This window comes from Pseudomonas sp. UBA6323 (assembly GCF_002439135.1).
Classification (GTDB): Bacteria; Pseudomonadota; Gammaproteobacteria; order Pseudomonadales; family Pseudomonadaceae; genus Aquipseudomonas.
In genome coordinates, this window is the sequence record NZ_DJSX01000077.1 from 58,681 (window position 1) to 71,360 (window position 12,680).

Below are 12,680 nucleotides of genomic sequence, written 5' to 3' on the forward strand. Positions count from 1 at the left end.
GGCTCAGCGCCTTTCCAGCAGCACGCCGGCTTCCATGTGGTGGGTATAGGGGAACTGGTCGAACAGCGCGCAGCGCGTCACCCGGTGCGTGTCGGCGAGCTGGGAGATGTTGGCGGCCAGGGTTTCCGGGTTGCAGGAGATATACAGGATGCGCTGGAAGCGACGGGTCAGCTCGCAGGTGTCCGGGTCCATGCCCGCACGTGGCGGGTCGACGAAGACGCTGCCGAAGTCGTAGCTTTTCAGGTCGATACCGGCCAGGCGACGGAATGGGCGTACCTCGTTCAGCGCCTGGGTCAGCTCCTCGGCGGACAGGCGCACCAGCTCGACGTTGTCCACGCCGTTGTCGGCCAGGTTGGCCAGGGCGGCGTTGACCGAAGTTTTGCTGATTTCGGTGGCCAGCACGCGGCGCACGCGGGTGGCCAGCGGCAGGGTAAAGTTGCCGTTGCCGCAGTACAGCTCCAGCAGGTCGTCGTCGCGCTCGCCGAGTACGTCATGGGCCCAGCCCAGCATCTTCTCGCAGACCCGGCCGTTGGGCTGGGTGAAGGCGCCTTCCGGCTGGCGATAACGGAACGTGCGTCCGGCTACGCTCAGCTCTTCTTCCACGTAGTCGCGGCCGATCACCAGGCGCTGGCCACGGGAGCGCCCGACCAGGCTGACGTTGAGCTCGGCTGCCAGCTTCTCGGCCTCGGCCTGCCAGGCTTCATCCAGCGGGCGATGGTAGGCCAGGGTGATCAGTGCATCGCCGGCCAGGGTGGTGAGGAACTCCACCTGAAACAGCTTGAATGACAGCGCCTCGCTGGCTTGCCAGGCGGCGCGCAGACGTGGCATCAGTTCGTTGATGCGCAGGCTGGCGATGGGGAAATCGTCGAGCAGAATCGGCGTGTGCTTGTCGCCCGGCGCGAACATCGCATAGTGGCGCTGGCCGTCTTCACGCCACAGGCGGAACTCGGCGCGCATGCGGTAGTGCTCGCGCGGCGAATCGAATACCTCGGGCTCGGGGGCGGCGAAGGGTGCCAGCAGTTCGACCAGGCGGCCCTTCTTCTCGGCGAGTTGGGCGTCGTAGGTGGCGGGGTCGAATGCGGGGCGGCTCATCGGTCACTCATGGGGCAGGAAAACGGGGCGCCATTGTAGCGGAGGCGGTGGCCGCGTGCCTTGGGTTACTCGTCGGCGCTGCGTCGTAAGTGGATTGTGCTTTTCATCCACCCTTTAATGATGGCCACAAGAACGCTATTGGTGGACATGAAAGGCGATGTCCACCCTGCGTGTTGGCCAGCTGGGTGTCGTAGGGTGGATGACGCTTTTTTCATCCACCGCTGTGCGGCCGGAGAGAAGGTATTGGTGGACATGAAAAACGATGTAAACCTGTTGCCGCCTAACTTGTGTGTCGATCAGGCGAAGTAGGCCAGCTTGACGATGAACAGCGCGGAGAGCACCCACATCGCCGGGTTCAGTTCACGCCAGCGGCCGGACAGCACCTTGACCGCCGTCCAGGCGATGAAGCCGAAGGCGATGCCGTTGGCGATGGAGAAGGTCAGCGGCATGGCCAGGGCGGCGACCACCACGGGAGCGGCGACGGTCAGGTCGTCCCAGTCGATCTGCGCCAGGCTGCTCATCATCAGCACGGCGACGAACAGCAGCGCCGGTGCGGTGGCGTAAGCCGGTACCGAGCCGGCCAGCGGGGCGAAGAACAGGCTGAGCAGAAACAGCCCGGCGACCACGCAGGCGGTCAGGCCGGTGCGCCCGCCAGCGCTGATGCCGGCGGCGGATTCGATGTAGCTGGTGGTGGTGCTGGTGCCGAGCGCGGCGCCGGCCATGGTCGCGGTGCTGTCGGCCAGCAGGGCGCGGCCCAGGCGCGGCATCTTGCCGTCCTTGTCCAGCAGGTCGGCCTTCTGCGCGACGCCGACCAGGGTGCCGGAGGTGTCGAACAGGTCGACGAAGAGGAAGGCGAAGATCACGCTGATCAGACCGATATCCAGCGCGCCGGCGATATCCAGCTGCAGCAGGGTCGGCATCAGCGATGGCGGCATGGAGATCACGCCCGGCAGTTCGGACAGGCCGAGTGCGATGGACAGGCCGGTGACCAGCAGGATGCCGATCATCACCGCGCCCGTGACCTTGCGATAGGCCAGGGCAGCGATGACGAAGAAGCCAAGGCAGGCCAGCAGCGCGCCGCCCTGGCTCATGTCGCCCAGGCCGACCAGGGTGGCCGGGTGATCGACCACGATGCCGGCGTTCTTCAGCGCGATGATCGCCAGGAACAGGCCGATACCGGCAGCGATGCCGGCACGCAGGGCCAAGGGGATGCTGTTGATGATCCACTCGCGGATCTTGAAGATCGACAGCAGGAAGAAGATCGCACCGGAGAGGAAAACCGCGCCCAGGGCGGTCTGCCAGCTGTAGCCCATGGTCATGACCACGGTGTAGGTGAAGAAGGCGTTGAGGCCCATGCCCGGCGCCAGGGCGATCGGGTAGTTGGCCAGCAGACCCATGATCAGCGAGCCGATGGCGGCGGCCAGGCAGGTGGCGACGAACACCGCGCCGTGATCCATGCCGGTCTCGGCCAGCATGTTGGGGTTGACGAAAAGGATGTAGGCCATGGTCAGGAAGGTGGTGATCCCGGCCAGCACCTCGGTGCGCACCGTGGTGTTGTGAGCGTTGAGTTGGAACAGTCTTTCCAGCATGGTGGCTCCCCGAGGCGCGAGCGCGCCGAAATTGGTCTGCAGAAAGCAAAGCACATTCGTCCGAACGGGCCGGAAAATTGCTCGATCGTGCAAAAGCCGCGCATCATACCAGCAAGGTTTTGCCGGGTGAATTTATGGTCTTCTTAGCCTTTTCATGACCAGCCGGACAGTTTCGTTTTGTGCTTGGAGGAGTTGAGAAATGAGCAAACGAGCGCTGATTGCCGTCGCCGATGGCGTCGAGGATCTGGAATGCGTGACCCTGATCGACGTGCTGCGCCGCGCCGATGTGGAGGTGCTGGTGGCGAGCATCGAGGAGCGGCGGATGATCACCTGCGCGCGTGGCACGCGCCTGACGGCCGATGCCATGCTGGTGGATGTGCTGGCCCAGGACTTCGACCTGATCGTCCTGCCCGGCGGCATGCCTGGCGCACAGCGCCTGGCCGATTTCGAGCCGCTGGCCGAACGGGTGCGCAAGCAGGCCAAGGCCGGCGAACTGTTCGCCGCCCTGTGCGCCGCGCCGGCGGTGGCGTTGCAGAACTACGGTGTGCTCAGGCAGCGGCGCATGACCTGCTACCCCGCATTCAGTGATCGTCTCAGTGGCTGCACCTTCATCGACGAGGCGGTGGTGGTCGACGGCAACTGCATCACCAGCCAGGGGCCGGCCACGGCGCTGGCTTTCGCCCTGACCCTGGTCGAACAGCTGGTCGGGCGCGGCACGCGCAAGGAAGTGGCCGAGGCGATGTTGGTGTAGGAGTCGCGGCGCTGGCCATGATCTTCCCCGGATTGTATCCGGGCTACGTCTCCTGGCCTTCCTGCTCCAGCAACTGACGCTAGCGCTGCAGCTATGTAGGGCGGGAGCAACCCGCCATCAGCGGCCTGGCGGGTTACATCCGCCCTACGAACGACGACCTCCGGGTGCGTCGGGAAGCCGCCGATGGGTTACGACTGCTCCTGCTCCAATAGTCGCCGCTTGCGCTGCAGCCCCCAGCGATAGCCGCTGAGGCTGCCATCGCTGGCCACCACGCGGTGACATGGCAGCAGCAGGCCGATGGCATTGCTGGCGCAGGCGCGGGCAACCGCTCGCGGATGACTATCCAGTTGCCCGGCCAGCTCGGCATAACTGCGGGTTTCGCCGCTGGGGATGTGCTGCAGTGCCTGCCAGACGCGCTGCTGGAATGCGCTGCCGCGAATGTCCAGGGGCAGATGAGCCGCGCGTTCGGGTTCTTCGAGCTGCGCCAGCACCTGCTGCAGCCAGCTGCGCAGGCCTGCCTCATCCTCTTCGAGCTGCGCCGCGGCAAAGCGCTGTTGCAGTTCCTCGCGCAGGGCCGCCGGCTGATCGCCGAACAGCAGCGCGCACACGCCCTTGTCGCTGGTGGCCAGCAGCACCTGGCCGAGCGGGCAGGGCGCGATGCTGTAACGCAGGCGCTCGCCAGCCCCGCGCTGGCGGCGTTTTGCCGGTGTCAGGGCCTGCGGCTTTTCGTACAGCGCGCGGGTGCCGGAATAGCCGGCGGCCAGGGCCGCATCGAGCACGCTATCGGCCTTTGGTAAATGAGCCTCCAGGCGCTGGCGCCGTTGCGCCGTTGCCCAGGCGTTGGGCGTCATGCCGGTGCGCGTCTTGAACGCTCGGGCCAGATGCGATGACGACAAGCCGATGCGTGCGGCCAGTTGCGTCAGTGTCAGGCGCTGTTCGCCACGCAGCAGTTCACAGGCGGCCGCGACCAGCGCGTCGAGTTGTTGTGCCGGGCTCTGGCCTTGCGGCGAGCAGCGCTTGCAGGGGCGAAATCCAGCAGCTTCTGCACGTTGCGCATCGCCATGAAAACTGACGTTGTCGCGCCGTGGTCGCCGCGCCGGGCAGTTCGGTCGGCAATAGATGCCGGTGCTGCGTACGGCGAAGACGAAGCGTCCGTCGAACGCCTCGTCGCGTTCGCAGACGGCCTGCCAGCAACGTTCCTGATCGAGCATGGGGGTGCCTTGCGCTAAGGATCATGGTGTCGATTGTCGGCTGGCGCCGCTGCTCTGCCAATCCGTATTGCACTTTCAAACCCCAGGCAAGGTCATTTGTATGACGGCCTGAGCGCAACTACAGCCCAGCACCGTCGATCAGGGTAGACGGGTGCAAACGGAGGTCGCCATGCGCGGGATGCTCGACAGGTCGGAGCAGGAACTGATTCTGGTGGTGGATGATGCGGTGGATGCACGACAGCGGCTCGGCGCGCTGCTGGTCGATCGCTATCAGGTGCGACTGGTCGGCAACGAAGAGGCCCTGCAAGCTGCCAGGGCACGCCCGCAACCGGATCTGATCCTGCTCAACTGGCAGGATGACTACGCATTGTGCCGCGAGCTGAAGAGCGACCCGCAAACGCGCTATATCCCGCTGATCCTGGTGACGGCCAGAAGCGATGCCGCCGACGAGCAGTTGGGCTTCGACCTCGGCGCCGCCGACTACATCACCAAGCCGGTCAGCCCGCCCATCGTGCTCGCCCGCGTGCGGGCGCAGCTGCAGCTCAAGGCCGCAACCGATTACCTGCGTGACAAAAGCGAATACCTGGAACTCGAGGTCAAGCGCCGTACGCGCGATATCCAGCGTTTGCAGGACGTCACCATCGAGGCCATGGCCAGCGTCGCGGTGATGCGCGACAACCCGCGCAGCCGTCGCCTGGCGCGGATCGAACGCTACATGATTGGCCTGGCCACTGCCCTAGCGCGGCAGCAGCCTGCCCTGTCGGAGCTGCTGAGCGAGGAGCGCATCGCCCAGTTGGGCAAGTCGGCCATGCTGCATGTGATCGACAGGCTGACCCTGCCCGATCGCATCCTGCTCAGCCATGGCGAGCCGGACGAGAGTGACCTGCACCTGTTGAGCGAGGGGGTGATTGCCGGCTGTGATGCGCTGGAAAGGGCCGAGCGCAAGCTGGGCAGCATCACCGACTTCTTGTCCGACGCCAAGGACATCGTCTACGGCCAGCACGAACGTTGGGACGGCAAAGGCTATCCGCAGGGCCTGTTCGGTGAGCAGATACCGCTGTCGGCTCGGTTGATGGCGCTGGTGGGGCACTTCGAAGAGCTGACCTGCCAGCATGCCTACCTGCCGGCCGTCAGCCCCGAGCAGGCGGTGACGCAGATCTGCGCGGCCAGCGGCACGCGCTTCGATCCGCTGGTGGTGTTGGCCTTCGTCGAAGCAGCGCCGGAGTTTCTGCATATCGCCAAAACCCTGGCCGATGATGCCGCTGTGGTCGGCGTCGAGCTGCAGCGCCTGGAGGATTCGCTGGGGGAAAGCATCGAGATGACTTTGCCGCCAGCGCCTTGACGTAAGGCGGCTCCGGCAGTTGCGCGTCTCTATCCACGCTTTCGAGTAAGTGTCGGCAAGGAATGCGAAACGCCGTTATCCGTCGATAACGGCGTTTTCTCGTTTTCGCTCGGGGATCAGGGCATCTGCACTTCGATGACGCCATCGGCGCTGACCGTGACCTGGCTGGTGCCAGCCTCGATCTGCGGCGTGGGCGCTGCATCCATCATCGCCATGCTCTTGGCTTCGAAGTTGCGCATGGCCATCGGCGGTTGGAATCCCCCGGTGCTGATGCTCAGGTTGACCAGCTTGTAGCTCTTGCCACCCAGTGCTTCGGTGGCCAGTTGCGCGCGTGCCTTGAAGGCGTCGACGGCGTCCTTGAGCATGGCGTCCTCGCGGGTCTTGCGGGTATCGGTGGCGATGCTGAAGTCCATGCCGGCCATCTTCATCGATTGCAGCAGGTCGCCGGTCAGGGCCGACAGACGAGCGAAGTCGGCACTTTCCATGCGCACCTCGGCGCGCTCGCGCCAGGCGGTGATCTTCTGCCCCTTGTCGTCATACACCGGATAGCTGTTGCGGCTGCCCAGCTTGACCGAAACGCCGCGTACCTGGCGTACCTGCTCCAGGGTCTTGTTGAGGGTGTTGGTGATCTCGGCTGCCAGCTTGGCCGGGTCGCTGTTCTGCGCTTCGGTGTAGAGGGTGACGTGCATCAGGTCGTGGGCGACCTCCTGGTTCACCTCGGCGCGCAGGGCGATCTGGTTGTAGCGCGCCTCGTCGGCAAGCAGACCTGTACTGGCCAGGCCGGCGATGGTCAGGGCGAGGATGGAGGCGATACGGGGCATGGTGCGCATGTGCAGTTCCTTTTTCAGTGGCCTTGATGGCCGTTTCCCGAGGGTAGACGAAGACGGGTGACGATTCGGGTTAACCTGTTTGAGTTTTTTTGCGCGTTCAAACAGGGGGGCAGAGGTGTGCGTCCGGTTGCCGCAGCGGCGCAGGGCCGCAGCAGGCTTGGTTATACTCGCCGCGATCAATTGGAGTCGCCATGCTCGAACCTGTGCAGTTACTCTCCGCCAGTCGCCAGAATCTCTGGCGCCTGACCCTCATTCGAATTCTGGTGCTGGCCGCCCAGGCAGGCTCGGTCGGGCTTGCCTACAAATCGGGCATGATACCGCTGCCGTGGTTGCAGTTATCGGTCACCCTTGGCGTTTCTCTGCTGCTGTGCCTGGGCACGGCGCTGCGCCTGCGCGGTCCCTGGCCGGTGACCGAGGTCGAGTACGCGGTACAACTGGGCTGCGACCTGATCATCCACAGTGTGCTGCTGTATTACTCGGGCGGTTCGACCAATCCCTTCGTCTCCTATTACCTGGTGCCGCTGACCATCGCCGCGGCGACGCTGCCCTGGCTATTTACCATCGTGCTATCGGGCCTGGCCCTGACTGGATATACCCTGCTGCTGGTATGGACGCACCCGCTCGAACTGCCCGCCGCTCGCGAGAGCCTGCTGGTCTACGGCATGTGGCTGAGCTTCGCCCTGGCGGCATCGTTGATCACCTTCTTCGTAGCCAAAATGGCCGAGGAGCTGCGTCGGCAGGACGAGCTGCGTGCCGAGCGCCGCGAGGAAAGCCTGCGTGATCAACAACTGCTGGCCGTGGCCACCCAGGCCGCTGGCGCCGCCCACGAACTGGGCACGCCGCTGGGCACCATGAGCGTGCTGCTCAAGGAACTGCGCCAGGAATACCGCGACACGCCCGCCCTGCAGGACGACCTGGCCCTGCTGCAGGAGCAGGTCAAGCTGTGCAAGTTCACCTTGCAGCAGTTGGTGCGCGCCGCCGAGAACGATCGGCGCCAGGCGGTTATCGAGCAGTCCAGCGTGGAGTGGCTGGAAACCACCCTCAATCGCTGGCACCTGATGCGCCCCGAGGCCAGCTACCGCTACCAGTGCCTGGGCCGTGGCACGCCGCCGCGCATCATGCCGCCGGCAGACTTGACCCAGGCGCTGCTCAACCTGCTCAACAACGCTGCCGATGCCTGCCCGGACAAGCTCGACATCTGCCTGGACTGGGACCATCAGTGGCTGCGCCTGAGCATTCGTGACCATGGCGTCGGCGTGCCGCTGGCCATCGCCGAACAGCTGGGTCGACCTTTCTTCACCACCAAGGGCAAGGGCTTCGGCCTGGGGTTGTTCCTCAGCCAGGCCAGCGTGACCCGTGCTGGTGGCACGGTTAAGTTGTATAACCATGAAGAAGGCGGCACCCTCACCGAATTGAAGTTGCCGCGTGCCTATGGCGTGGCCTGATTAGGAAAACCAAGCATGAGCGAAGAATCCCTGTTCGAAGGCGAAGAGCATCCGCATCTGCTGCTGGTGGATGATGATCCCACCTTCACTCGCGTGATGGCGCGCGCCATGAGTCGCCGCGGCCTGCGCGTCTCCACCGCGTCCAGCGCCGAAGAGGGCCTGGCCCTGGCCAAGGACGATCTGCCGGATTACGCCGTGGTCGACCTGAAGATGGAAGGCGACTCCGGCTTGGTACTGCTGCCCAAGCTGCTGGAGCTGGACGCCGAGATGCGCGTGGTGATTCTCACCGGCTATTCCAGCATCGCCACCGCGGTGGAGGCCATCAAGCGCGGCGCGGCCAACTACCTGTGCAAGCCGGCCGATGCCGACGACGTGCTTACCGCGCTGCTTTCCGAGCACGCCGACCTCGATAGCCTGGTGCCGGAAAACCCGATGTCGGTGGACCGCCTGCAATGGGAACACATCCAGCGCGTGCTGGCTGAGCACGAGGGCAACATCTCTGCTACTGCCCGCGCCCTCGGCATGCACCGCCGTACCTTGCAGCGCAAGCTGCAGAAGCGCCCGGTTCGCCGCTGATGCGCTGCAGCGTATCGGGCGTGCTGCGCGCTTTTTTGTAGGAGCGGATTTAGCCGCGAAACGTCTGGCTCACCGGCCTAATCGCGGCTGAGGCGGAATGCCGCCCAGCCGTCCTGCGCGAGCGAATATTGGCGTTCTGTGCCCATAGCCTAGAAATGCTTAGCCAGCTAACATAGGTCGTCAGACAACCTGCTGGTGTCGTCATGCTCGCCGTCGCTGCACAAACCCTCGCCATTACTGCGCCCGTTTTCGCCATGCTGTTTCTTGGCGTGGTGCTCAAACGTGTGCGCTGGATCGATACGTCCTTCATCGACACAGCCTCGAGCCTTGTGTTTCGCGGCACCATGCCGACCCTGTTGTTTCTTGGGGTGGTCAAGGCCGACCTGGATGCGGCCATGCAGCCGCAGTTGCTGACCTACTTCTTCCTGGCCACCGTGGCCTCGTTCTTCGTGGCCTGGGCCTGGGCGATCTGGCGGGTGCCGTTCGAAGACCGCGGCATCTACACCCAGGGCGCCTTTCGCGGCAACAACGGCATCGTCGGCCTGGCACTGGCCACCAGCATGTACGGTGACTACGGCCTGTCGGTCGGCTCGTTGCTCGCGGCATTGGTGATCCTCTGCTACAACGCGCTCTCGGCCGTCGTACTGGCCATCTACAGCCCCGGCGTCAAGCCCGGTGCCAAGGCCATCGTACGCAGCATCGTGACCAATCCGATGATCATCGGCGTGCTGATGGCGGTGCCGATCGCCTACTGGAAAATCCCGCTGCCGCAGTGGTTCCTGACCTCGGCCGAGTACTTCGCGCAGATGACCCTGCCGCTGGCGCTGATCTGCATCGGCGGCACGCTGAGCCTGGCGTCACTGCATCGTAGCAGCGGCACCGCCATCGGCTCGGGCATGATGAAAATGGTCTGGCTGCCCCTGCTGAGTACGTCCGGCGCCTGGCTGTTGGGCTTTCGCGGCGCGGACCTGGCGATCCTCTTCCTCTATTTCGCCAGCCCGACGGCGGCGGCCAGCTTCGTCATGGCGCGTGCGGTGGGGGCCAACCATGAGCTGGCGGCAGCCATCATCGTCATCACCACCTTAGCGGCAGTGGTCACCACCAATATCGGTCTGCTGTTGCTGCAGTGGGGTGGTTGGATCTAGCGTTTCGGTAGTCGCCTGAACTCGGTTTTCAAGGAAAAGAAAAATGAGTGATTCCATCCACTGGTTCGTTGTGACCTGTCCCAGTGACGAGCAGGTGCGTGTGCGGGGGCGGTCGCTGCTGGACTGGCTGATCGAGCGAAAGATCGTCGCGGCGCAGGTCTGCCCGTGCAGTGGCCTCTATCTGCCAGGGGACGCTGCGCAGGGATTCGACCGCGCTATCGACTACTGCGGCGTTCAGCTCGTACAGGAGCGTACCGTATTCCATGCGGGCGACAGTGGCGTGGAAGGATTGGCCTGCCCGAGCTGTCAGCAGGTCAGCGCGGCTGATGAAATCGTCTGGGACGAGGCTGTCGGCAACTGGTTCGCCGGGCACGACGATGCGACGCTGAACTGCCCGGCCTGTAAACGGGCCGGACGCCTGCACGACTGGCAGTTCCTGCCCATGCCTTGGGCTTTCGGCAATCTGGGGGTTGGCTTCTGCAACTGGTGGCCGGATGAGCCGGTGATCCAGGCACTGCTGGCTGAACTGGGGCCTGATACGCGTCAGGTTCGCCAGCACATCTGAGGTTTTGCCTTAGAAGCTGAGCCAGAACGCCCGATGCGCCTCATGTTCCAGCGTATGGGTACGCAGGCGGGCTGCTAGGTTTCAGATGCGTTGCGCTGCCATTCGTCGATTACCTCCTGCGCCGCGCGGAAGGCATCGATGCTGGCCGGCACACCGGCATACACCGCGCAGTGCAGCAGGGTTTCGCGAATTTCCTCGACGGTGCAGCCATTGTTCAGCGCGCCGCGCACGTGGCCTTTGAGTTCCTGCGGGCATTTCAGTGCGGTGAGCGCAGCCAGGGTTATCAGGCTGCGCGTCGCACGCGGCAGGCCGCTGCGCGTCCACACGCCGCCCCAGGCATGCTCGTTGACGAAATCCTGCAGCGGCTGGGTGAACTCGGTGGCATTGCCCAGGGCGCGGTCGACGAAGGCGTCGCCCATCACCTCACGGCGTACCTGCAGCCCGCGGTCATGGTTCTCGCTCATGCTCACACCTGCTCGCCACGCTGTTTGTGCCAGGCACGCCCGGCAATGATCACCAGGGTAATGACGGTGAGCGGCAGCACATAGCCGATCATTGCGTCACCGAAGGTTTCGGCCTGCGGGCGGCCGGTGCTGAACAGCACCAGGTACAGGGTGTAGGCCACGTAGTAGGCGAGGAACAGCAGACCTTCCCAGCGGTTGATGCGATAGCCGGTGAAGAAGATCGGCAGGCAGGCCACCGCCACGGCAATCATCACCGGGAAGTCGAAGGCCAGCGCATTGGCGGCTACCGGAATGGCTGCCGGCGAAACCAGCGAGGCCAGGCCCAGCACGCACAGCAGGTTGAAGATGTTGCTGCCGACGATGTTGCCCACGGCGATGTCGCGCTCGCCCTTGAAGGCCGCGATGATCGAGGTGGCCAGCTCCGGCAGCGAGGTGCCGATGGCGATCACCGTCAGGCCGATCACCAGCTCCGAAAGCCCCAGGGCGCGAGCCAGTTGCACGGCGCCTTCGACCAGGAAGTTGGAGCCCACCACCAGCAGCACCAGGCCCGCGATGACCAGGCCCAGGTTGATCGCCCAGGCATAGGGTTTGGGCGCTTCGTCGAGGCCGAACTCCTTGGCGAACTCGTCATCCTCGTTCTTGTTCTCCTTACGCGCGCTGTAGATCAGAAAACCGGTGTAGGTCAGCACGCCGGCGAACAGCAGGGCGCCGTCGAGGCGACTCAGCGCGCCGTCCCAGGCCAGGGCATAAACCACCAGGCTGGCGCCGATCATGATCGGCACATCGAGGCGGATCAACTGGCGCGAGACGATCAGCGGCGCGACCAGGGCCGTCACACCGAGGATCAGCAACACGTTGGCGATGTTGCTGCCGATCACGTTGCCGATGGCCAGGTCGCCGCTGCCGTTGAAGGCTGATTGCACGCTGACCGCGGTTTCCGGGGCGCTGGTGCCAAAGGCCACCACGGTCAGGCCGATTACCAGCGGTGGAATGCCGAACTGGGCGGCCAGCTTGGCGGCACCGCGCACCAGCACTTCGGCGCCAGCGACCAGCAGCACCAGGCCGGCGATCAGGTAGACATAGGTCATCAGGGTCATTGCAGGGTAGCTCCGGAAAAAGTGCGGCTAGTGTAGCGATGGCGTTGTGCGCCGCCAGATGCTGCAGAAAGATTTTGTTGCCAATTGTTGGTCAGTCCAGCGCCTCGACCCATACCGGCACCACACCTGCGCGCAGCATGTCCAGGCGCACGGCGGCGGCACGTGAAACGTCGATCACGCGGCCGCGTACGAAGGGCCCACGATCATTGATGCGCAATACGACGCTACGTTCATTGTTCAGGTTGGTCACCCGCACACGTGTGCCGAACGGCAGGGTACGATGCGCAGCGGTCAGTGCGCTCTGATCGAAACGCTCGCCGCTGGCGGTGCGTTTGCCGTGGTGCGCCTGGGCGTAGTAGGAGGCCTTGCCGGTTTCGCTGCCGCCTGCGCCGCCGCCGAAGGTGGAGCAGCCGCCGAGTGCGGCGAGGGCGGCAAGTAGAACGCAGGTGCGTAGCCCGGATGCAATCCGGGGTAATGAAGGTTCCCGGATTGCATCCGGGCTACGGATCGTCATCTGTTGTTTCCCCATAAAAAAACGCCGGCGGAACCCGGCGTTTTTCAGTATCAAGCGAA

13 protein-coding genes are annotated in these 12,680 nt (G+C 64.5%); 6 read left to right on the forward strand and 7 right to left on the reverse strand.

The genetic code is table 11. The features are described from left to right. Positions 1 to 3 precede the first annotated feature (3 nt). Together trmA and B3P22_RS18690 are read right to left on the reverse strand one after the other, a co-directional pair. On the reverse strand, positions 4 to 1,092 hold the full coding sequence (gene trmA, locus B3P22_RS18685; protein ID WP_296272072.1) for a tRNA (uridine(54)-C5)-methyltransferase TrmA: 1,089 nt from the start codon (positions 1,090 to 1,092) through the stop codon (positions 4 to 6). Between the two features lie 296 nt (positions 1,093 to 1,388). Next, positions 1,389 to 2,681: an NCS2 family permease gene (locus tag B3P22_RS18690; protein ID WP_296272073.1), complete on the reverse strand. Its 1,293-nt coding sequence runs from the start codon at positions 2,679 to 2,681 to the stop codon at positions 1,389 to 1,391. A 199-nt stretch (positions 2,682 to 2,880) separates the two neighbouring features. On the opposite strand from B3P22_RS18690, the gene B3P22_RS18695 reads away from it, so the two are divergent. Further along, positions 2,881 to 3,432: a DJ-1 family glyoxalase III gene (locus B3P22_RS18695; protein WP_296272074.1), complete on the forward strand. Its 552-nt coding sequence runs from the start codon at positions 2,881 to 2,883 to the stop codon at positions 3,430 to 3,432. 188 nt (positions 3,433 to 3,620) lie between these two features. Here B3P22_RS18695 and ada read toward each other — a convergent pair whose 3' ends face one another. After that, complete coding sequence (ada, locus tag B3P22_RS18700; protein WP_296272076.1) at positions 3,621 to 4,643, reverse strand: bifunctional DNA-binding transcriptional regulator/O6-methylguanine-DNA methyltransferase Ada; 1,023 nt, start codon at positions 4,641 to 4,643, stop codon at positions 3,621 to 3,623. A 169-nt stretch (positions 4,644 to 4,812) separates the two neighbouring features. Here ada and B3P22_RS18705 point away from each other — a divergent pair, with 169 nt between their 5' ends. After that, positions 4,813 to 5,985, forward strand: coding sequence for an HD domain-containing phosphohydrolase (locus B3P22_RS18705; protein WP_296272078.1), 1,173 nt, complete (start codon positions 4,813 to 4,815; stop codon positions 5,983 to 5,985). 116 nt (positions 5,986 to 6,101) lie between these two features. On the opposite strand, the gene B3P22_RS18710 is transcribed toward B3P22_RS18705, so the two are convergent. Continuing rightward, positions 6,102 to 6,815, reverse strand: coding sequence for an SIMPL domain-containing protein (locus tag B3P22_RS18710; RefSeq protein WP_296272079.1), 714 nt, complete (start codon positions 6,813 to 6,815; stop codon positions 6,102 to 6,104). A 191-nt stretch (positions 6,816 to 7,006) separates the two neighbouring features. On the opposite strand from B3P22_RS18710, the gene B3P22_RS18715 reads away from it, so the two are divergent. From B3P22_RS18715 to B3P22_RS18730, 4 genes are all read left to right on the forward strand, one after another. After that, positions 7,007 to 8,260 carry an ATP-binding protein gene (locus B3P22_RS18715; RefSeq protein ID WP_197857584.1) on the forward strand — a complete coding sequence of 418 codons (1,254 nt, stop codon included), beginning with the start codon at positions 7,007 to 7,009 and terminating at the stop codon, positions 8,258 to 8,260. Between the two features lie 15 nt (positions 8,261 to 8,275). Then, positions 8,276 to 8,836: a response regulator transcription factor gene (locus B3P22_RS18720; protein WP_013714077.1), complete on the forward strand. Its 561-nt coding sequence runs from the start codon at positions 8,276 to 8,278 to the stop codon at positions 8,834 to 8,836. Between the two features lie 203 nt (positions 8,837 to 9,039). Further along, positions 9,040 to 9,981 (forward strand): AEC family transporter, encoded by a 942-nt coding sequence (locus B3P22_RS18725; RefSeq protein WP_197857583.1) that lies wholly within the window; start codon positions 9,040 to 9,042, stop codon positions 9,979 to 9,981. 43 nt (positions 9,982 to 10,024) lie between these two features. Next, positions 10,025 to 10,546 (forward strand): hypothetical protein, encoded by a 522-nt coding sequence (locus B3P22_RS18730; protein ID WP_296272085.1) that lies wholly within the window; start codon positions 10,025 to 10,027, stop codon positions 10,544 to 10,546. A gap of 74 nt (positions 10,547 to 10,620) precedes the next feature. On the opposite strand, the gene B3P22_RS18735 is transcribed toward B3P22_RS18730, so the two are convergent. The 3 genes from B3P22_RS18735 to B3P22_RS18745 form a co-directional block, all read right to left on the reverse strand. Beyond that, positions 10,621 to 11,010 carry a carboxymuconolactone decarboxylase family protein gene (locus B3P22_RS18735; RefSeq protein WP_275547162.1) on the reverse strand — a complete coding sequence of 130 codons (390 nt, stop codon included), beginning with the start codon at positions 11,008 to 11,010 and terminating at the stop codon, positions 10,621 to 10,623. A 2-nt stretch (positions 11,011 to 11,012) separates the two neighbouring features. Then, complete coding sequence (locus tag B3P22_RS18740; RefSeq protein ID WP_197857580.1) at positions 11,013 to 12,107, reverse strand: calcium/sodium antiporter; 1,095 nt, start codon at positions 12,105 to 12,107, stop codon at positions 11,013 to 11,015. A 91-nt stretch (positions 12,108 to 12,198) separates the two neighbouring features. Then, complete coding sequence (locus B3P22_RS18745) at positions 12,199 to 12,621, reverse strand: septal ring lytic transglycosylase RlpA family protein (RefSeq protein ID WP_296272087.1); 423 nt, start codon at positions 12,619 to 12,621, stop codon at positions 12,199 to 12,201. Positions 12,622 to 12,680 lie beyond the last annotated feature (59 nt).

Coding starts and splice junctions, on each gene's coding strand:
- trmA (WP_296272072.1), bottom strand. CDS start 1,092: ATGAGCCGCCCCGCATTCGACCCCGCCACCTACGACGCCCAACTCGCC.
- B3P22_RS18690 (WP_296272073.1), bottom strand. CDS start 2,681: ATGCTGGAAAGACTGTTCCAACTCAACGCTCACAACACCACGGTGCGC.
- B3P22_RS18695 (WP_296272074.1), top strand. CDS start 2,881: ATGAGCAAACGAGCGCTGATTGCCGTCGCCGATGGCGTCGAGGATCTG.
- ada (WP_296272076.1), bottom strand. CDS start 4,643: ATGCTCGATCAGGAACGTTGCTGGCAGGCCGTCTGCGAACGCGACGAG.
- B3P22_RS18705 (WP_296272078.1), top strand. CDS start 4,813: ATGCGCGGGATGCTCGACAGGTCGGAGCAGGAACTGATTCTGGTGGTG.
- B3P22_RS18710 (WP_296272079.1), bottom strand. CDS start 6,815: ATGCGCACCATGCCCCGTATCGCCTCCATCCTCGCCCTGACCATCGCC.
- B3P22_RS18715 (WP_197857584.1), top strand. CDS start 7,007: ATGCTCGAACCTGTGCAGTTACTCTCCGCCAGTCGCCAGAATCTCTGG.
- B3P22_RS18720 (WP_013714077.1), top strand. CDS start 8,276: ATGAGCGAAGAATCCCTGTTCGAAGGCGAAGAGCATCCGCATCTGCTG.
- B3P22_RS18725 (WP_197857583.1), top strand. CDS start 9,040: ATGCTCGCCGTCGCTGCACAAACCCTCGCCATTACTGCGCCCGTTTTC.
- B3P22_RS18730 (WP_296272085.1), top strand. CDS start 10,025: ATGAGTGATTCCATCCACTGGTTCGTTGTGACCTGTCCCAGTGACGAG.
- B3P22_RS18735 (WP_275547162.1), bottom strand. CDS start 11,010: ATGAGCGAGAACCATGACCGCGGGCTGCAGGTACGCCGTGAGGTGATG.
- B3P22_RS18740 (WP_197857580.1), bottom strand. CDS start 12,107: ATGACCCTGATGACCTATGTCTACCTGATCGCCGGCCTGGTGCTGCTG.
- B3P22_RS18745 (WP_296272087.1), bottom strand. CDS start 12,621: ATGACGATCCGTAGCCCGGATGCAATCCGGGAACCTTCATTACCCCGG.